The organism is Phenylobacterium sp. (genome assembly GCF_037138395.1).
GTDB lineage: Bacteria > Pseudomonadota > Alphaproteobacteria > Caulobacterales > Caulobacteraceae > Phenylobacterium.
The window spans coordinates 1-17,609 of the sequence record NZ_JBAXIM010000049.1 but is presented as its reverse complement, the minus strand read 5'-3'; the positions used below and the strand labels follow the sequence as shown (position 1 = coordinate 17,609).

Here is a 17,609-nt window from a genome sequence, read left to right as displayed (position 1 = left end):
GCGAAGCCGACTGAGGGGGTCAACGGCACCTCAGCTGCCCCCTCCGTCCCGGGGCCGATGCCCCGGGCCACCTCCCCCGAAGGGGTGGAGGATTTACCCACTCTCAAATGCTTCCTCTCAGGAGGAGTTCCCGGCGCAGCCAGGTGATGGGAGTAGGGCATGAACCCTGAATGTCGATTGAAACTGGACCTAGCGGCGCCGGTTCTTGCCCAGTTCGTCCGGGCAGCCCCGGGCGAGCAGGCCAGGAACCGGTCCCTCGACCCGGAAGAGGGGATAGCGATCGACCCGGCTGGTCGGGAGCCCCCGCACGAGTTCGCCGGCGGGGGTCACCGTCCGGAAGCAGGCCTGCAGGTCTGCCAGGGACAGACGACGGCTCTTGTCCAGGACCAGGCCCGGGCGCTCGACGGGCGCCGGGGTGGCGTCCGGCCAGCGCTCTCGCTCGATCAGGTGAACCAGGGGCGCATGGATCCGTCCCGTGGCCGCCAGCTGGGACAGGGCGCCGTAATGGGCGACGCCGACCCACTCTGCGCCGGCCTTGACCCGGGCAGCCTCCACCTGACCGGCGAATTCCGGCCAGCCGCGGATGGGCAGCAGAGGGTCTGTCTGTCGATTGAGGGGCGGTCCCTGTAGCCCGACCCAGGCCAGGGCTCCCGCCATGGCGACGGCACCGAAGACAAGCCCCGCGGCCAGGGTGCGGGGCCGCCATCCCCCCGGTCGGGCCTCGACCGCGGCGGCGGCCGCCAGGGCGAAGGCGGCGAAGATCGTGGCGGGCCAGTGGGCCTGTACGCGGTCGTGCAGGGCGTGGAGGGCCAGGTAGAGGCCAAAGGGCAGGGCGGCCAGCAGGGGCAGGGAAAGGTCCATCCCGCCAGCCAGTCCGCGTCGCCGGATAGCCGCCCAGATCCCGGCACCAGCCAGGACCGCGATGAACGGATTCAGCAGCAGGAACTGCGTCGAGAGGAGTTCGCCAAGATACCCGGGCCGGAACTGAGAGGGCTCCACCCGCCCGAACTGCTTCTCGAAGGTCAGCCAGTGGTTCGTTGCATTCCAGGCCAGGTTGGTGGCGAAGACCGCGCCGGCTGTGGCCACGGCTGTCCAGGGCCAGGGGGTCAGCAGGCGCCTGCGTCCCCCTGGAGAGCTGACCAGCCACAGGAAGATGCCGGGCGCCAGGAAGAGGGCTGAGTACTTGGAGATACAGGCCAGGCCCGCCATCAATCCGGCAAGCAGCCACAGGCGCGGGCTTCCTCCTGCCCCGATCCGGCCCAGCACCGAAAGTGTGGCGGCCCAGAACAGGATAGCGGGGGCGTCCGGTGTGGCGAGGAGGCCGCCGGCGCCGATGGTCAGCATGGCGTTGTAGGCCAGGGCTGCGACTAGGGCGGTTCGGGCGCTGGCGCCCAGCTGCCGGGCCAGGTCCGCCGTCAGCAAGGTGGTGATCGCGGCGCCCAGGACGGGCAGGAGACGCACGCCCAGGGGCGTATTCCCGGCCAGGGTCGTCCCCAGCCGGATCCACCAGGCGATCATCGGTGGGTGGTCGTAATAGCCAAGGTGAAGGTGCTGGGACCAGAGGCGGTAGTAGGCCTCGTCCTCGGTCAGGGGGATTGTCGCCGCGGCCCACAGCCGCAAGACGGTGAGCCCAAGGACCAGCAGCCAAAGGCCCCGGCTAGCCTCCAGCCTCACCAGACCGCCCGCGAGGTGGTCACATAGTTCCAGGCGGCGGCGACGACGGCGCCGGCCAGGCCCGCCACCCACCAGGCGGGTCCGCGCTCGAAGACGACCGTGGCGACGGCGACATTGGCCGCCAGGGGCACGCTGCAGAGCACACAGAACTTGATATAGCCGGCGATGAGCTTCAGGCCCTTCCGCCGGCGGTCCCGATAGGTGACGGCGTTGTTGATCAGGTAGTTGGAGGTCATGGCGCCGAGGGCGGCCAGGGTCTGGGCCCAGGAAAAGCCCAGGGGCAACAGGCTCCGGAGGATGAGGAGGTGCACAACCACCCCGCTGGCGCCAACCATGGCGAACATCAGGAAGCGGGGTGAAATGACGTCCCGGCTGAGCTTGGCGACCAGGAGCCCCAGGTACTGGACCACCACACCGTTATCGAGCTTGGAGTCCCCGGCCTCCCGGGCCCGGAAGGTGTAGGGCAGCTCGACAATTTTCAGCGGCGTCTCCTGCGAGGCCACGATGTCGAACAGGACCTTGAAGCCGGAGGTCGAAAGTCGGGGGGCGACGGCCTCCACTGCCGAGCGCCGGACCATGAAGAAGCCGCTCATCGGGTCGGTCAGGTCGGCCTTGAGGACCTTGCTGCCAAGCCAGTTGGCCAGGCGACTGCCGGCCTCTCGGCGTGCACCAAGCGCGGACGCGTCGGCTCCGGCTTCGCCGCAGTATCGACTGCCGACCGCCAGGTCCGCGCCGCCGTCGCGTAGCGCCCGGAGCATGTCCGGCAGGAGGCTTTCATCGTGCTGGAGGTCGCCGTCCAGGACCGCGACGAAGGGCGCAGCGCTGGCCATGACCCCCTCGATGACTGCGCCGGCGAGGCCACGACGTCCGACCCGGTGCAGGCACTGGACCCGGGGGTCCACCGCGGCGACGGCCTTGACCTCAGCCGCCGTTCCGTCGGGGGAGTTGTCATCGACGAAGATGATCTGCCAGCGGATTTCGCCCAGGGCCGCCTCGACGAGTCCGATGAGCTTGCGCACATTGGCCCTCTCGTTGAACGTCGGGACGACGACGGTCAATTCGAGGCCCCCGGCGGAGGGTGAGCCGTCTGGCGCGGTCGGGTCGGAATCAGGCAATCGACACCCCATGTCTGCGCGTGGTTTACAGCCCGTGACCCGGCAAGGCCAGCCACCGGGCCTGCATCCCAGGGCGCAGAAGAGGACAGAGGCGATGAAACTTCAGCGCATGGCGCTCGCCGCCACCCTCCTGGCCCTTGTCCTGGCGGCTGCCCCGGCATCGGCGGACATCGTGGGCCGCCCACGTCCGGGCTACTGGGAACTGACCAACGTCTTCAGCGTGGTGATCACCCAGAAAAAGGTCGAGCGACGCTGCCTGGTAGCGTCCGAGATCAACAAGTTCATGACCTCACCATCTAACCGGCACTACGCCTGCACCTACCCCTCCCGGAATGTCGGGGAGGGCAAGATCCTCCTGAAGGGCAGCTGCACCACCAAGGAAGGCCAGGTCGCGGACGTTACAGCGAGCGGGGGTTACGCCCCGGAAACCTTCCGGCTGAAGCTCTCCCTGTCGACGAAGATTGCGGGGATTCCCCTGGCCGGAACCGCCACCACCACAGCCCGGCGACTGGGGGATGTCTGCCCGGACGACGCCGCCCGGTCCGAAGAGGCCAGGAAGGTCCTGAGGGGCGGGAACACGCCGCCGCAGAGCTGAATTTGATCAGGTTGGCCCTGTCCGGCGACCTTCCCAGAGGATAGTCTCGAACCATGTCTGAAGTTGAATCCCGCCTCGCCGCCGCCGGCGTCACCCTTCCGGTCCCCGTCGCGCCCGTCGCAAACTATGTGCCCTTCGTCCGGAGCGGTTCCCTGGTCCACATCTCGGGCCAGGTCTCCCTCGACGCCTCGGGCGGGGTGAAGGGCGTGGTTGGCGCAGACGTCGACCTGGAGACCGCCCAGGGTGCCGCCAGGCTCTGCGGGATCAACCTGCTCGCCCAGATGAAGGCTGCCTGCAACGGCGACCTCGACCGGGTGGTCCGGGTGGTCAAGCTGGGAGGCTTCGTCCAGGCCGGGCCGGACTTCTTCGACATCCCCAAGGTCGTGAATGGCGCTTCGGATCTGATGGTCCTGGCCTTCGGGGACGCTGGGCGTCACGCCCGGTCGGCGGTGGGCGTCTATCGCCTGCCGCTGAACTTCGCAGTCGAGGTCGACGCGGTGGTGGAGGTCAGATGAAGGCGCAGTTCGGAGAGGCCTGGGACCTCCTGTTCCAGCCTGCCATCGCCCATCGCGGCCTCTGGAGCCCGGAGGGCGCGCCGGAGAATTCCCTCGCCGCCTTTCACGCCGCCTGCCAGGCGGGCTATGGCGTGGAGCTTGACGTCCACCTCACGGCGGATGGCGAGGCGGTCGTCTTCCATGACGCCACCCTCGGGCGGATGACAGGGCGCGAAGGCAGGGTTCGCGACCATACCGCAGCGGACCTGGGGCAGATGTCCCTCAAGGGCACGGATGAGACCATACCGACCCTGCTGGAGGCCATGGCGGTCATCGGTCATCGGGCCATGGTGCACGTGGAGCTCAAGACCCCCTTCGGTGAGGTCGGACCGTTGGAGCAGAGAGTCCACGAGATTCTCATCGACCACGCCGGTCCCACCTGCGTGATCGGCTTCAACCCCTACAGCCACGCCTGGTTCGCGGACCGGTTCCCGGGGGTGCTGCGAGGCCTGGACAGCTATCGCTGGAACGACGAGTCCACCCACATCTCGCCCGAGCAGCGCAAGGCCTTCGCGCGGCTGGAGCACGTTTCCATCGCCCGGCCGCACTTCCTGGCCATGAGCCTGGATACCGTCGCCCTGGCCGAGGTGGCGGCGTATCGAAAGGCGGGAATGCCCATCGTCGGCTGGACAGCGCGCACCCCCGAACAGGCAGAAGCGGCCCGGCCCCATTGCGACAACATCATCTTTGAGGGTTTCCGGGCGTGACACTGAAGCCTGCGGTGCGCATCAGCCGCCGCATTGCCGAGATCGGCAGGGCGGACTGGGACGCCTGTGCCGTTCGTGAGGATCAACCGTATAATCCCTTCATCTGCTTCGATTTTCTCGATTGCGTTGAGGAAGCCGGTTGCGCTGTCGAATCCCAGGGTTGGGGACCACAGCACTTGGCCGTAGAGGACGAGGCCGGGGGGGTTGCAGCCGTCATGCCCCTCTACCTCAAGAGCCACAGCCAGGGGGAATACATCTTCGATCAGGCCTGGGCTGACGCCTATGAGCGGGCAGGGGGCCGCTACTATCCCAAGCTCCTGTCCGCGGCCCCCTTCACCCCCGCCACGGGACCGCGCCTGCTGGTTCGCCCAGGTGTGGACCCCGACCTTGGCCGGAAGGCGCTCCTGGGCGGTGCCCTGACGGTCTGCGAGCGGTTCGGCGCCTCAGGCCTGCACGTGAACTTTCCAGACCGTGACGAGTGGACCTGGATGGGCGAGGCGGGCTTGGCTCTGCGCGAGGGCCAGCAGTACCATTGGCTGAACCGCGGCTATGCGACCTTCGATGACTTCCTCGCCGACCTGTCGTCGGGCCGCCGCAAGACCATCCGGAGGGAGCGGCGCGACGCGGTTGAGGGGCTGGAGATTCTCTGCCTGACGGGTGGGGACCTGACCGAGGCGCACTGGGACGCCTTCTACCGCTTCTACGTGGACACGGGATCGCGGAAGTGGGGCCGGCCCTATCTCAACCGTCTCTTCTTCTCCCTCCTAAGCGAACGCATGGCCGACCGGGTGCTTCTGATCATGGCCCGGCGAGGTGGCCGGTGGATCGCTGGCGCCCTGAACCTCATCGGCGGCGACTGCCTCTTCGGCCGTAACTGGGGCTGCGTGGAGGACGTACCCTTCCTGCATTTTGAGCTCTGCTACTACCAGGCCATCGAGTGGGCGATCGGCCGGGGCCTGGCCCGGGTCGAGGCCGGTGCCCAGGGGCAACACAAGATCGCCCGGGGCTACCTGCCAGCACCAGTTCATTCGGCCCACTTCATCGCCGACCCCGCCCTGCGTGGCCCCGTCGAGGACTATCTTCGGCGGGAGATGCAGGCCGTGGAGGAAGAGATGGAATGGCTCTCCGAGGCCTTTTCCCCCTTCCGCCAGTCTGGAGACGCCTGACCGCGCCCGTGCTATCCAGCGGCCGTCAGACAGGGGAGACGGCCATGAGCCTCGAGGGTGCCTATGATCCAGGCAACATCTTCGCGAAGATCCTGCGGGGCGATGCGCCCTGCGCCCGGGTGTTCGAGGACGACCACGCCTTCGCCTTCATGGACGTCTTCCCCCAGAGCCGGGGCCACACCTTGGTCATCCCCAAGCATTCCGAGGCCCGCAACCTGCTGGACGAAGATCCCGCCCGGCTGGCACCCCTGATCCTGGCGGTGCAGCGCGTGGCCCGGGCGGTGCGCGCGGCCCTCTCACCGGATGGCCTGGTCGTCACCCAGTTCAATGGCGCCCCAGCAGGGCAGACCGTCTACCACCTGCACTTCCACATCATACCCAGGTGGGAGGCCGCGCCCCTGGGTCGTCATGCGGCCGGCGGCATGGCGAACCCGGACGAGCTCGCCGAACTCGCCCGCTTGATCGCTGCGAAGATCAGCTGACCTAAGCTCGCTGGCGGGTCAGTCCGCCAGTTCCGGCGCCGGTGAGCGTCCCTTACGGGGCGTTTCAATGACCGGTGCACCAGGCTCACGCTTCTCGCCCTCGATGTCGAATGCAAGCTTACCGTCGCGCAGGACCACCTTGACGTGTCCGCCGCGGACAAGCCGCCCGAACAGGATCTCGTCGGCCAGGGGCTTCTTGATGTGCTCCTGGATAACGCGGGCCAGGGGCCGTGCCCCATAGAGCTCGTCGAAGCCGTTCTTGGCCAACCAGTCGGCTGCCTCGTCCGTGGTCTCGATCGTTACGTTCCGGTCGGCCAGCTGGCCCTCCAGCTGCATGACGAACTTGATCACGACCTGGCGGATGACCTCGTGCGTGAGCGGGCGGAACTGGACGACGGCGTCGAGGCGGTTGCGGAACTCTGGGGTGAAGAGCCGCTTCAGGGCCTCATCGACCTCGTCCTCCTGCTTGCCGCGGCCAAACCCGATGGCGTTGCGCTGGGCGTCCGAGGCGCCAGCGTTGGTGGTCATGATCAGGACCACGTTCCGGAAGTCGACCTTCTTGCCGTTGGCGTCCGTCAGCACGCCATGGTCCATGACCTGGAGCAGGATGTTGAAGACGTCCGGGTGGGCCTTCTCGATTTCGTCCAGGAGGACCACGCAGTGCGGATGCTGGTCGACAGCGTCGGTCAGCAGGCCGCCCTGGTCGAAGCCGACGTATCCGGGCGGTGCCCCGATCAGCCGGCTGACCGTGTGGCGCTCCATGTACTCGCTCATGTCGAACCGCAGGAGCTCGATCCCGAGGGTCGAGGACAGCTGGCGTGCCGTCTCTGTCTTGCCCGTGCCGGTTGGGCCCGAGAACAGGTAGCACCCGATCGGCTTGCTGGGGTCGCGCAGGCCCGCCCGGGCCATCTTCATGGCGGCAGACAACTGCTCGATGGCGTCTTCCTGGCCGTACACCGCCCGCTTCAGGTCGGCCTCCAGCTGGAGCAGGGACTCTGTGTCGGACTTGGACACGGACTTGGGCGGGATCCGGGCGATCTTGGCCACTACAGCCTCGACGTCCTTTATGCCGATCACTTTCTTGCGACGGCTCTCGGGCAGCAACATCTGCCCGGCACCGGCCTCGTCGATGATATCTATGGCCTTGTCAGGAAGCTTGCGGTCCGTGATGTAGCGCGCCGACAGCTCCACAGCGGCCTTGATGGCGTCGTTGGTGTAGCGGAGCTTGTGGAACTCCTCGTAGTAGGTCTTCAGCCCCTTGAGGATCTTGATGGTGTCCTCGATCGTCGGCTCGTTGATGTCGATCTTCTGGAACCGGCGGACGAGGGCGCGGTCCTTCTCGAAGTGCTGACGGAACTCCTTGTATGTGGTCGAGCCCATGCAGCGCAGGGAGCCCGAGGCCAGGGCCGGCTTGAGCAGGTTCGAGGCGTCCATGGCGCCGCCTGAGGTGGCACCCGCACCAATCACCGTATGGATCTCGTCGATGAACAGGATGGCGTCGGGGTGGTTCTCCAGTTCCTTGACCACCTGCTTGACCCGCTCCTCGAAGTCGCCGCGGTAGCGGGTTCCTGCGAGGAGGGAGCCCATGTCGAGGGAGAAGATGGTCGAGCCGGCCAGGACCTCCGGCACCTGCTTGTTGATGATCTTGCGGGCCAGGCCCTCGGCGATGGCGGTCTTGCCGACGCCGGGATCCCCCACCAGGAGCGGATTGTTCTTGGTCCGGCGGCACAGGATCTGGATGCAGCGCTCGACCTCTGCAGAGCGTCCGATCAGGGGGTCGACCTTACCCTGCTTGGCCTTCTCGTTGAGGTTGACGCAGTAGGCGTCGAGGGCTTCTCCGCCCGTTTTGACGGCGGCCTTTTCCTCGTCTTCCGAACCCTTGACCGGCTTGGCCTCGTTGGCCCCTGCCTTCTTGGCGATGCCGTGTGCGATGTAGTTCACCGCATCATACCGGGTCATGTCCTGCTCCTGCAGGAAATAGGCGGCGTGGCTTTCCCGCTCCGAGAAGATGGCGACCAGCACGTTGGCGCCGGTCACGTCCTCGCGCCCAGAGGACTGGACGTGGATGACGGCCCTTTGAATCACCCGCTGAAAACTCGGCGTAGGCTTGGCGTCCTCGCCGTCATCGACCATCAGCGATTTGAGCTCGTTGTCGACATAATTGGTGAGTGTCGTCTTGAGCACGGCAAGGTCGACGTCGCAGGCCTTCATGACCCCGATGGAGTCCTCGTCCTCGGTGAGCGACAAGAGCAGATGCTCAAGCGTGGCATATTCGTGGCTGCGCTGGTTGGCCAAGGCCACGGCCCTATGCAGGGACTCTTCGAGCTGGCGCGAGAATGACGGCACGGTCGCTAGTCCTTTTCCATTGTGCACTGGAGGGGGTGCTGATGGCGGCGCGCGGTGTCGATCACCTGCGCCACCTTGGTTTCTGCAACTTCGTAGGTGTAGACCCCACAGATCCCGACGCCCGTCTGGTGGACGTGCAGCATGATCTGCGTGGCCTCCTCCCGCGACTTGTGGAAATACTGCTCCAGAACGTAGACCACGAACTCCATAGGCGTGTAGTCGTCGTTCAGGATCAGCACCCGGTACATTGACGGCCGCTGGGTGCGCGTCTTGGTCTGGGTGATGACCGCAGAGCGATCGCCCGTCCCTTGATCCACCTGCTTGCGTTCGGCCATCCAGATCCACTCCTCGGGCGCCGCCCGACGGCACCCCTCAGAGTTCGATTAGATATGCGAACGCCTCAGGAATGAAAGGGGCATAGCGCCACCGCCGTGCAGCTCGCGGACCTGGCGCCTCAGTTTTCCACACTTCCCTCTGCCGATGGACCTGCGCCGGACTCTCCTTCTAGGGTCGTGGCTTGCGTTCCAGACCTCGGGCCGGGTTCAGAATCGCCGGCCCGAATCGCGCCCGGATCGAGTCCGCGGCCCGTTCCGCAGCCAGGGATCGTGCGTCGTCCTCCGCAAAGAGGTCGCTGAGTGAATCCTTGGGGGTGGAAAGGTCGGAAAGGCCCACGCCCATCAGCCGAAAAGCCCTCCCTGGGGGCCCAGACGCCAGTTCCGAGGCCAGGAGATCCCGGGTGGCGGCTATCAGGGTTCGTGCTGTCTGGGTCGGAGACACCAAGGTCCGGCGCCGGGTCAGTATGCGGAATTCGGGGTCCTTTAGCTTAAGGGTAGCGACCCTTCCGGCTTGATCTGCAGCCCTGACCTGCCTGGCCACCCTCTCGGCCAGGTGCACCAGCTGGCCATCGAGATCCACCGGATCGCGCAGGTCGGCCTCGAATGTGGTCTCTGCGCTGATGGACTTGCGCACCAGGCCCGGGTCGACGCCCCGGGAATCGCGGCCGTGGGCCATGGCGTGAAGGCGCAGGCCGAAATCGCCAAAGCGGGTCGCCAGCGCCTTCGGCTCGGCCCGGGCGATCTGACCGATTCGCTCGAAGCCCGCCCGTTCAAGGTCCCGCGCCATCACCGGACCCACGCCGGGCAGGAGACGGACCGACCTCTCTGCCAGGAAGGTTTCTGCCTCGGCGCTGCCAATCACCGAAAATCCTCTTGGCTTGTCGAGGTCCGAGGCGATCTTGGCGAGGAACTTGTTGGGGGCCAGGCCTACTGAGACGGTCAGTCCGGTCTCCGCCTCGATCTGCGACTGGAGCCGCGCCAGGGTCAGGGCGGGCTGAGCGTTGTGGAGCCGTTCGGTGCCGGACAGGTCAAGCCAGGCCTCATCCAGCGACAGGGGCTGAACAAGAGGGGTCAGGTCGCGCATCATGCCCATCAGCCGGCGGCTTTCCGCCCGGTATTTTGGGAAATCGGGTGGCAAGACCACAGCCCGGGGGCAGGCGGCGAGGGCCTTGAACATGGGCATGGCCGAACGGACGCCAAAGGTCCGGGCGATGTAACAGCAGGTCGTCACGACCCCCCTTCGCCCGCCGCCCACGATCACCGGCCGGTCGCGGAGTTCCGGTCGGTCGCGCTTTTCCACCGAGGCGTAGAAGGCGTCGCAGTCGATATGTGCGATCGACAGGTCTCCAAGTTCAGCATGCCGAAGCATCCTGGGCGAACCACAGACCGCGCAGCGCGCCACGGACGGACCTGGGGACAGGCAGTCGCGGCAGAGCGCCTTCACTGGTCCCAGAGCCAGGCCGCGCCGCGCACCCCCGAGGAGTCGCCGAAGCGGGGCCGCAGGATTTCGCACCGCCAGTCATCGCTGAAGACATGAGGCCGGATGCGATCGGCAAGTCCTTCCGCCAGCCCAGGCATTCCCCCAAGGCCTCCGCCCAGAACAATGGCGCCAGGATCGAGCAGGTTCACCACCGAGGCCAGGCCCCGGGCGAGGCGCTCGGCATGGTGTGAGAGGCTGTCCCGGGCGTGGGGGTCGGCCTTTGATGCCCGGGCGACGATGGCCTCGGCGGTCAGGCCGCGTCCGTCGTGGTTGGCGAGGGCGGGCCCTGAGAGCCAGGTCTCCAGGCAGCCCTGCCGGCCGCACCAGCAATCTGGGCCAGGCGTTTCCAAAGGAGTCGGGGCGGGCAGGGGGCAATGCCCCCATTCCCCCGCAATCCCGTTGGCGCCGGACACCAGTCGGCCATCCATGACGAGTCCACCGCCGACCCCGGTCCCAAGTACGACCGCGAAGACGGGGTCCCGCCCGGCCGCCGCCCCGTCCCGCGCTTCCGAGACGGCAAGACAGTCAGCGTCATTGGCGTATCGGACGGGGCGTCCGAGGCGGCGGGTGAGGTCTTCGGGAAGGGTGCGGCCGTTCAGCCAGGTCGAGTTGGCGTTGCGCATGCGTCCGGTGTGGGGGTTGACGGAGCCTGGGCCGCCCACCCCGAGCCTTGCTGCCCGGGCACCCGCCTGTTGCTCGGCTTCCTCCAGGACGCCGGCGATGGCCTCGAGCGTCGAGGGGTAGTCCGTGGGCGTTTGCCGTCGTACCCGGGCTGCGAAGGTCCCGTCGGGGTACAGGGCTGCCGCTTCGATCTTGGTGCCGCCGAGGTCAATTCCGAAGGCGATCACCGGACGGCAGCGTCCAGGACGCCAGTGATTGCGGCCTCCAGTCCGTCCCAGCCATCAATCCGGGGATGGAGATCCGGCCGGCTCGGCGCCATGGAGCGCAGGCGGGGGTCGGCGACGGTCTGGAAACGGGCCACTGCCGGCGCGTGCTCGGCCACGGAGTCCAGGTTGGGGATCATGTCGTCAATGAAGACGGCCGGACCGACAGCCTGAGCCGCCAGGGCCGCCGCCACTGGGCCCTTGAGGCCGCTGTTGATCAGCAGGGGATAGTCCATACCGTGACGCTTCAGCCAGCGAGCCCGTCCCTCCAGGGCCTGGCCGGGTGCATTGGTCAGGATCACGATATCCGCCCGATGCGAAAGCCGGGCCAAGGCCTCCGGGCCGCCGTCCGCGACGGGCATGTCGGCTACGGCGTCCCGGAAGAAAGCCTGGAAATGCGCCTGGCCGGTCTCGAGGTCGATGTGCGTGTCTTCGCCCGGTAGATAGATGTTCTGGAAGAGGGCGAAGCGATCGAAACGCATCTCCAGGCCCTGGCCGCCGAGGTAACGGGCGAAGCCCTCCATGAAGAGGCCCAGGACTTCGTCCACGTCGACGATCAGGAGGGGCCTGTTTCCAGCCAGGCCGAGGGTGGAGAGTTCGGGCGGCGGGTGGTCTGGCGAAGTGAAGGTCATGAACTGGTGCTCGGCTAACGCGCGCTTAAGGATATGCGTGAGAAGGATGACGTACAAAGATCTTCCGGAGCCCTCCGGGGGCCGGGTTGAAATCGGTGGATTGATGGCCAAGAAGGTCCTCATCGTCGAGGATAACGAGCTGAACATGAAGCTTTTTCATGATTTGCTTGACTCTCAGGGGTACGAGACCCTTCAGACCCGCGAGGGTTTGGAGGCGCTTTCGATTGCCCGGGAGCACCGTCCCGACTTGATCCTTATGGATATCCAGCTGCCCGAGATCTCGGGGCTTGAAGTTACCAAGTGGCTCAAGGAAGATGAGGATCTGGCGGGTATTCCCGTGGTAGCGGTCACCGCATTCGCCATGAAGGGCGATGAGGAGCGAATTCGGCAGGGCGGGTGCGAGGCCTACATATCCAAGCCGATCTCGGTTACGGGCTTTCTCGACACAATTCGCAGGCTTTTGGACTAGACCATGACGGCGCGGATTCTCTTGGTTGACGACTCCGAGGGCGGACGGCGCGTCCTAGAGGCCAAGCTGACGTCCGAGTACTATCAGGTCGCCACGGCCGCTAATGGTCCAGAGGCTCTGGCCCTCGCTGCAACCAATCATCCAGACATCATACTGCTGGACGTCGTCATGCCGGGCATGGACGGTTTGGATGTCTGTCGCGCGCTCAAGGCGGATCCCGAGCTTCGCCACATCCCTGTTGTTCTGATCACCGCCCACGACAGCCAGGATCTCCGAATTGCAGGCCTGGAGGCCGGCGCTGACGAGTTCCTGTCTAAGCCCATCGACGATGTCATGTTGTTCGCGCGCCTGCGCAGCCTGACTCGCCTGAAAGTCATGGTCGACGAACTCCAGGAGCGGGAGGAAACCGGCCGGCGCATGGGCATGGCCCCCATGCCGGCCAACCGACTCGGCGCCGGCGGCGGGCGGGTCCTGGTCGCTGATGGCGATCCCGCGGTCGCCGCCGCCTTGGCCGAGGACCTCGCTTCGGAACACAGGCCTGTCGTCGAGACCGACCCGGAACAGGCGCTCATATCGGCGCGGGGTCCGATTGATCTGGCCGTGATCAATGTCTCAAGCGGGGCTTTTGACGGACTGAGACTGGTGGCTGGCCTGCGCGCCGGAGCCCATAGCCGGCAGGTACCCATCCTGGCTGTCGCCGATTTCGAGGATCGGCCGCGGCTGCTGAAGGCCCTGGACCTCGGCGTCAATGACCTCATCTCCTGGCCCGTCGATCCCCTGGAGTTGCGCGTCCGGGCCCGAACCCTGATCCGGCGCAAGCGCTATGCGGATCATCTGCGGGACACCGTCGCCCAGTCCATGGAATTGGCGGTCACTGACCAGCTGACTGGCCTCAACAATCGCCGGTACATGATGGGCCAGCTCGACTTGCTTCTCGAGCGCAGCGCCGCCGGCGGGCCCCCGACCTCTGTCGTCATGCTCGATATCGACCACTTCAAGCGGGTCAATGATACCCTTGGCCACAGCCAGGGTGACGAGGTCCTTCGGGAGGTTGCCGTTCGCTTGGCCTCGAGCGTCCGTGCGGTTGACCTTCCGTGTCGCTATGGCGGTGAGGAATTCGCGGTGGTCATGCCGGCGACACGCCTGAGCGATGCGGTCCGCATTGCCGAGCGGATCCGCCGCGCCATGGCCGGCGAGGCCTTCTTTGTGGGGGATCGAGAGATGCCGGTGACCGTGTCGCTCGGGGTTTCGGCGAGCGAGGGGACCGAGGACCGTCCGGAGTCGCTCCTGCGCCGGGCCGACGAGGCCCTCTACGAAGCCAAGGCGGCGGGCCGGAACCAGGTTGTCGTGAGAACGCCCCGCGCCTGAAGCGCAGGGCCGAAACGAAAACGCCCGGCTTTCGCCGGGCGCATGAAATCCAGCCAGGCCCAGGCCCTACTTGATCTTGCCTTCGCGGAATTCCACGTGCTTGCGTGCGACGGGGTCGTACTTCTTCAGGACCAGCTTCTCGGTCATGGTCCGGGCGTTCTTCTTGGTCACGTAGTAGAACCCGGTGTCGGCGGTCGAGTTCAGCTTGATCTTGATCGAGGCGGGCTTCGCCATGGTCGGTCCTCGCGGGGCCGGATGCGCCGGCTGGGTTCCTAAAGAGCGGCGGAAAATACGAATCCCGCCAGCAAAGTCAATTGCTGGCGGGTCTTTCGCTGCTCAGAGTTCCCGGGGCCGGGCCGGGCCCATCCGAAAGCGCACGTAGGGAATGGGCCGGTTCGGGTTGTCCAGGCGCTCTCGGGTTTCCTGAATCACGGCACGGGTTACGGCCGGGAGGGGCAGTTCCAGCGCTTCCTCGAGTTCGAACCAGGCGATTTCCTCCAGCTCGCCGCAGTCCGGTTGGCGCTCCAGGCTGACCAGGCGTTCGGCATCGGCCATGAGAAACCAGGTGTCGAAGCGTTTGCCGATCGTCGGCGGGGTGACCGCCCGGTAGATGATGGACAGGGCCTCAAGGTCCGGCTGCACGCCCTGGGCCAGGAAATCCCTCCAGGGACCCGCTACGGGGCGTGGTGCCGCCGGACGCCCGAGCAGCAGGCCAGCTTCTTCCCAGGTCTCGCGGATCGCCGCCTTGCCTAGGGCACGGCCCTTGGACAGGGGCATGTAGGCCTCGAACTTTCCAGCCACCTCGGGCCGCAGGTCGGTCGCGGCCGGCGCGCGGAAGTCCGCCCTGTCGATGCGCCCCCCCGGGAAGACCCAGAGGTTCGGCATGAAGTTGTGCCCCCCATGGCGCTTGCCCATCAGGACCCGGGGCCTGGCCCCGTCCCGGCGGATGATGAAGAGGGTCGCGGCGTTCCGCGGTCGCACGGCACGCGCGCCCTCTGGGCGCATTGGCGTGCGTTCAAGGGCTCGGTTCGGCTGAAGGGCGTCTGTCATGGGGTGAGTTTAGGCCCTGCGATGGCTGGGGCAAGGGCGACTTCCCGCCCGCCCAGATCAGCCCACCGCCACAAGGATGGCACCCAGGCCGACCAGGGCCACTCCCGCCCACCCTGTCGTGGAGAGTTTCTCTCCCAGGAGGGTCACGCCGAGGACCGCCACCAGGACCACGGAAAGCTTGTCGACAGGGGCGACGCGTGCCGCCTCACCCAGTTGTAGGGCCCGGAAGTAGCAGAGCCAGGACGCCCCGGTGGCAAGGCCCGAAAGTGTCAGGAAGACCAGGGTCTTGCGCCCCACCGTTCCCGGTGCCTGCCACTGGCCGGTCAGGGTCACGAACAGGGCGCAGACCCCGACAATGATCACCGAGCGGATCAGGGTGGCGAAGTCAGGGTTCACCCCCGACACTCCGATCTTGGCGAGGATGGCGGTCAGGGCGGCGAAGCCTGCGCTGCCCAGGGCCCAGGGAAGCCAGTTCGCTGTCACCTTCGCTTGCCTTTTCTGACTCCGGCAGGAGGACCGCCCCGCCGTCGGGCGTCTGCGGCGCCGGGCTTGCGCGGACCGCGCGATGGGCCCGCGCCCCGGGGCCTGGGAGGTGGCGGAGCCCCCGCTACCGGATCGCTGAGCATGTCGAAGAGGAGGCCACCGGTAACCGGGGTCGCCTCGACCAGGCGGACTTCCACCGGAAGCCCCAGGGGCCAGTGGGCACCAGAGCGCTCCCCGACCAGGGCGTGGGCAGTCTCGTCGTGGATGAAGAATTCCCCGCCCAGGCGAGAAATCGGGATGAGGCCGTCGGCGCCGGTTTCATCCAGCCGGATGAAGAGGCCGAACCGGGTGACCCCACTGATCCGGCCGGTGAAGGTCGCGCCGACCCGGTCTGCGAGGAAGGCCGCCACATACCTGTCGATGGCGTCGCGCTCGGCCGCCATGGCCCGGCGCTCGGCGGCGGTGATCATTTCGGCCGTGCCCTTGAGCTGGGCGATGTCGCGGTCTGTCAGTCCGTCTTCGCCCAGGCCCAGGGCGCGGATCAGGCCCCGGTGGACGATCAGGTCAGCATAGCGCCGGATCGGCGAGGTGAAGTGGGCGTAACGGTCCAGGTTCAGCCCGAAGTGACCGATATTGTCCGTGTCGTAGATGGCCTGCATCTGGCTGCGCAGCACCACCTCGTTGATGATCGCCGCGTTGGCGCTTTCCCGGGTCTCTTCTAGTAGGCGGTTGAGGCGGTCGGTGCGGGGGGCCTCGCCCTTGGACCAGGGCAGGCCGAGGGTGGCCAGGAAGTCCGCCAGGGCGTGGACCTTCTCCTGGCTGGGCGTGTCATGAACACGATAGATCAGGGGCGTCCGGCGGGCCTCGAGGGTCTGGGCCGCACTGACGTTCGCCTGGATCATCATCTCTTCGATGAGCTGGTGCGCTGGCAGGACCGCGCGGCGGCGGATCGCAGTGATCCGGCCCTCGGGGTCCATCACGATCCGGCGCTCAGGGCTCTCGATGGCCAGGGGAGAGCGGGCCCGCCGCGCTGCCAACAGCCGGTCGTAGGCGGCATAGAGGGGCTTCAGGACGGGCTCCAGCAGGGGGCCGGTCACATCGTCGGGGCTCCCCTCAATGGCGGCCTGGGCCTGTTCGTAGGACAGCTTGGCGGCGGATCGCATCAGTCCCCGCACGAATCGGTGCCCGGTCTTCCGCCCTGAGGCGTTGAAGACCATCCGGACGGCAATGCAGGCCCGGTTCTCGCCGGCCCGAAGACTGCACAGTCCCGCCGATAGGCGCTCGGGCAACATGGGCTCGACCCGGTCGGGGAAATAGACGCTGTTGCCCTTTTCCCGCGCCGTGCGGTCCAGGGCCGAGCCGGGCCGGACGTAGGCGGCGACATCGGCGATCGCCACCCAGACGATCCATCCACCCGGGTTGGCCGGATCCGCGTCCGGTTCTGCGAAGACGGCATCGTCGTGGTCCCGGGCGTCCGGGGGATCGATGGTGATCAGAGGCAGGGCGCGCAGGTCCTCCCGGCCCACCAGGACGGGCTCCCGGGCGGCCTCGGCCTCGATCTCCGCCGCCTCCGGGAAGCCGGTTGGAATGCCGTGGGCATGGATGGCGATGAGGGAGGCGGCGCGGGGGTCGTCCTCCCGGCCCACACGCTCCAAAATTTCGCCCCGGTGCAGGCCGAACTGGCGGCCGCCCGGGACCAGCCGGGCCAGGACGAGGTCGCCGTCGCGCAGGTTGTCCGGAAGGATCCCCTCGATGAGGACCTGGTCCTTAGATCGCCGGTCCACCGGATCCACCCGGACCTGCCGCGCGGACTTCCGGACCACGCCCAGCACCCGGTGGACGGCGGCGCCCAGCCGCTTGATCATCCGCGCTTCGGTCTCGCCGGCCTCGGTGCGCTCGAAACGGACGAGCAGGCGATCGCCAAGGCCTGGCGCCCCGGCTGTGGCCTCGTTCGGGTCTGGCGCCAGCCGGACTGCAGCGGTGTCATCCCCCTTCATCAGGCGGACCATCAGTTCGCCGTCGGCGTCCCGCTCGATGACCTCGACCACGCCGACCGGCGGCAGTTCGCCGGGCAGGGCAAGGCTCCGGCGGCCTCGGCGCCCGAGATCGCCGCTGTCCTGGAGGTCCCTCAGCATGTCCCTGAGCGCGATCCGGTCTGCGCCCTTCAGCCCGAAGGCCCGAGCAATGTCCGAACGGTCGGCTTCCCCGGACTCCCGGATGAAGGCCAGAAGGGTCGCACGGTCCGGCAGGCCCTGGGGTGGGCGGGGGC

At 67.1% G+C, this 17,609-nt stretch carries 18 protein-coding genes; 7 read left to right on the top strand and 11 right to left on the bottom strand.

Features of this window, described 5'->3' with window-relative positions:
• Nucleotides 1-189 precede the first annotated feature (189 nt).
• Nucleotides 190-1,674: a glycosyltransferase family 39 protein gene (locus WCJ52_RS05790; RefSeq protein WP_336902360.1), complete on the bottom strand. Its 1,485-nt coding sequence runs from the start codon at nt 1,672-1,674 to the stop codon at nt 190-192.
• Nucleotides 1,671-2,732, bottom strand: a complete 1,062-nt coding sequence (locus WCJ52_RS05785) for a glycosyltransferase (protein ID WP_336902359.1) — start codon at nt 2,730-2,732, stop codon at nt 1,671-1,673. Before WCJ52_RS05785 ends, WCJ52_RS05790 begins: the two co-directional genes overlap by 4 nt.
• Nucleotides 2,733-2,883: 151 nt before the next feature.
• Here WCJ52_RS05785 and WCJ52_RS05780 point away from each other — a divergent pair, with 151 nt between their 5' ends.
• From WCJ52_RS05780 to WCJ52_RS05760, 5 genes are read left to right on the top strand one after another with little or no spacing between them, the layout of a single operon-like run.
• Nucleotides 2,884-3,384, top strand: a complete 501-nt coding sequence (locus WCJ52_RS05780) for a DUF3617 family protein (protein ID WP_336902358.1) — start codon at nt 2,884-2,886, stop codon at nt 3,382-3,384.
• Between the two features lie 53 nt (nt 3,385-3,437).
• Nucleotides 3,438-3,899 carry a RidA family protein gene (locus WCJ52_RS05775; RefSeq protein WP_336902357.1) on the top strand — a complete coding sequence of 154 codons (462 nt, stop codon included), beginning with the start codon at nt 3,438-3,440 and terminating at the stop codon, nt 3,897-3,899.
• Complete coding sequence (locus WCJ52_RS05770) at nt 3,896-4,645, top strand: glycerophosphodiester phosphodiesterase family protein (protein WP_336902356.1); 750 nt, start codon at nt 3,896-3,898, stop codon at nt 4,643-4,645. The genes WCJ52_RS05775 and WCJ52_RS05770 overlap by 4 nt, the downstream gene beginning before the upstream one ends.
• On the top strand, nt 4,642-5,811 hold the full coding sequence (locus tag WCJ52_RS05765) for a GNAT family N-acetyltransferase (RefSeq protein ID WP_336902355.1): 1,170 nt from the start codon (nt 4,642-4,644) through the stop codon (nt 5,809-5,811). The genes WCJ52_RS05770 and WCJ52_RS05765 overlap by 4 nt, the downstream gene beginning before the upstream one ends.
• Before the next feature lie 44 nt (nt 5,812-5,855).
• Complete coding sequence (locus tag WCJ52_RS05760; protein WP_336902354.1) at nt 5,856-6,293, top strand: HIT family protein; 438 nt, start codon at nt 5,856-5,858, stop codon at nt 6,291-6,293.
• Nucleotides 6,294-6,311: 18 nt separating this feature from the next.
• On the opposite strand, the gene clpA is transcribed toward WCJ52_RS05760, so the two are convergent.
• From clpA to WCJ52_RS05735, 5 genes are all read right to left on the bottom strand, one after another.
• Nucleotides 6,312-8,639, bottom strand: coding sequence for an ATP-dependent Clp protease ATP-binding subunit ClpA (clpA, locus tag WCJ52_RS05755; protein WP_336902353.1), 2,328 nt, complete (start codon nt 8,637-8,639; stop codon nt 6,312-6,314).
• A gap of 5 nt (nt 8,640-8,644) precedes the next feature.
• Nucleotides 8,645-8,974 (bottom strand): ATP-dependent Clp protease adapter ClpS, encoded by a 330-nt coding sequence (clpS, locus tag WCJ52_RS05750; protein ID WP_336902352.1) that lies wholly within the window; start codon nt 8,972-8,974, stop codon nt 8,645-8,647.
• A 169-nt stretch (nt 8,975-9,143) separates the two neighbouring features.
• The gene (locus WCJ52_RS05745) at nt 9,144-10,418 is read right to left on the bottom strand and encodes a DNA polymerase IV (RefSeq protein ID WP_336902351.1); all 1,275 of its coding nucleotides are present in this window, start codon (nt 10,416-10,418) and stop codon (nt 9,144-9,146) included.
• Nucleotides 10,415-11,302: an ROK family protein gene (locus WCJ52_RS05740; protein WP_336902350.1), complete on the bottom strand. Its 888-nt coding sequence runs from the start codon at nt 11,300-11,302 to the stop codon at nt 10,415-10,417. Before WCJ52_RS05740 ends, WCJ52_RS05745 begins: the two co-directional genes overlap by 4 nt.
• Nucleotides 11,299-11,970 carry a hypothetical protein gene (locus WCJ52_RS05735; RefSeq protein WP_336902349.1) on the bottom strand — a complete coding sequence of 224 codons (672 nt, stop codon included), beginning with the start codon at nt 11,968-11,970 and terminating at the stop codon, nt 11,299-11,301. The genes WCJ52_RS05740 and WCJ52_RS05735 overlap by 4 nt, the downstream gene beginning before the upstream one ends.
• A 103-nt stretch (nt 11,971-12,073) precedes the next feature.
• On the opposite strand from WCJ52_RS05735, the gene WCJ52_RS05730 reads away from it, so the two are divergent.
• Entirely contained in the window at nt 12,074-12,439 is a 366-nt protein-coding gene (locus tag WCJ52_RS05730) for a response regulator (RefSeq protein WP_336902361.1), read from the top strand.
• Between the two features lie 3 nt (nt 12,440-12,442).
• Complete coding sequence (locus WCJ52_RS05725; RefSeq protein ID WP_336902348.1) at nt 12,443-13,807, top strand: PleD family two-component system response regulator; 1,365 nt, start codon at nt 12,443-12,445, stop codon at nt 13,805-13,807.
• Between the two features lie 66 nt (nt 13,808-13,873).
• On the opposite strand, the gene rpmG is transcribed toward WCJ52_RS05725, so the two are convergent.
• The 4 genes from rpmG to rnr all read right to left on the bottom strand — a co-directional run.
• Nucleotides 13,874-14,041 carry a 50S ribosomal protein L33 gene (rpmG, locus tag WCJ52_RS05720; RefSeq protein ID WP_336902347.1) on the bottom strand — a complete coding sequence of 56 codons (168 nt, stop codon included), beginning with the start codon at nt 14,039-14,041 and terminating at the stop codon, nt 13,874-13,876.
• Nucleotides 14,042-14,143: 102 nt separating this feature from the next.
• On the bottom strand, nt 14,144-14,788 hold the full coding sequence (locus tag WCJ52_RS05715) for an NUDIX domain-containing protein (protein ID WP_336902346.1): 645 nt from the start codon (nt 14,786-14,788) through the stop codon (nt 14,144-14,146).
• A gap of 126 nt (nt 14,789-14,914) precedes the next feature.
• Nucleotides 14,915-15,340, bottom strand: coding sequence for an EamA family transporter (locus WCJ52_RS05710; protein ID WP_336902345.1), 426 nt, complete (start codon nt 15,338-15,340; stop codon nt 14,915-14,917).
• The coding region (gene rnr, locus WCJ52_RS05705) for a ribonuclease R (RefSeq protein ID WP_336902344.1) at nt 15,337-17,609 on the bottom strand (2,273 nt) is incomplete at its 5' end. The genes WCJ52_RS05710 and rnr, both read right to left, overlap by 4 nt.

What these genes read in the sequence shown, in the direction of transcription:
- WCJ52_RS05780 (WP_336902358.1), top strand. Translation starts at nt 2,884, where the DNA reads ATGAAACTTCAGCGCATGGCGCTCGCCGCCACCCTCCTGGCCCTTGTC.
- WCJ52_RS05735 (WP_336902349.1), bottom strand. Translation starts at nt 11,970, where the DNA reads ATGACCTTCACTTCGCCAGACCACCCGCCGCCCGAACTCTCCACCCTC.
- WCJ52_RS05760 (WP_336902354.1), top strand. Translation starts at nt 5,856, where the DNA reads ATGAGCCTCGAGGGTGCCTATGATCCAGGCAACATCTTCGCGAAGATC.
- clpS (WP_336902352.1), bottom strand. Translation starts at nt 8,974, where the DNA reads ATGGCCGAACGCAAGCAGGTGGATCAAGGGACGGGCGATCGCTCTGCG.
- WCJ52_RS05730 (WP_336902361.1), top strand. Translation starts at nt 12,074, where the DNA reads ATGGCCAAGAAGGTCCTCATCGTCGAGGATAACGAGCTGAACATGAAG.
- WCJ52_RS05775 (WP_336902357.1), top strand. Translation starts at nt 3,438, where the DNA reads ATGTCTGAAGTTGAATCCCGCCTCGCCGCCGCCGGCGTCACCCTTCCG.
- WCJ52_RS05770 (WP_336902356.1), top strand. Translation starts at nt 3,896, where the DNA reads ATGAAGGCGCAGTTCGGAGAGGCCTGGGACCTCCTGTTCCAGCCTGCC.
- rpmG (WP_336902347.1), bottom strand. Translation starts at nt 14,041, where the DNA reads ATGGCGAAGCCCGCCTCGATCAAGATCAAGCTGAACTCGACCGCCGAC.
- WCJ52_RS05725 (WP_336902348.1), top strand. Translation starts at nt 12,443, where the DNA reads ATGACGGCGCGGATTCTCTTGGTTGACGACTCCGAGGGCGGACGGCGC.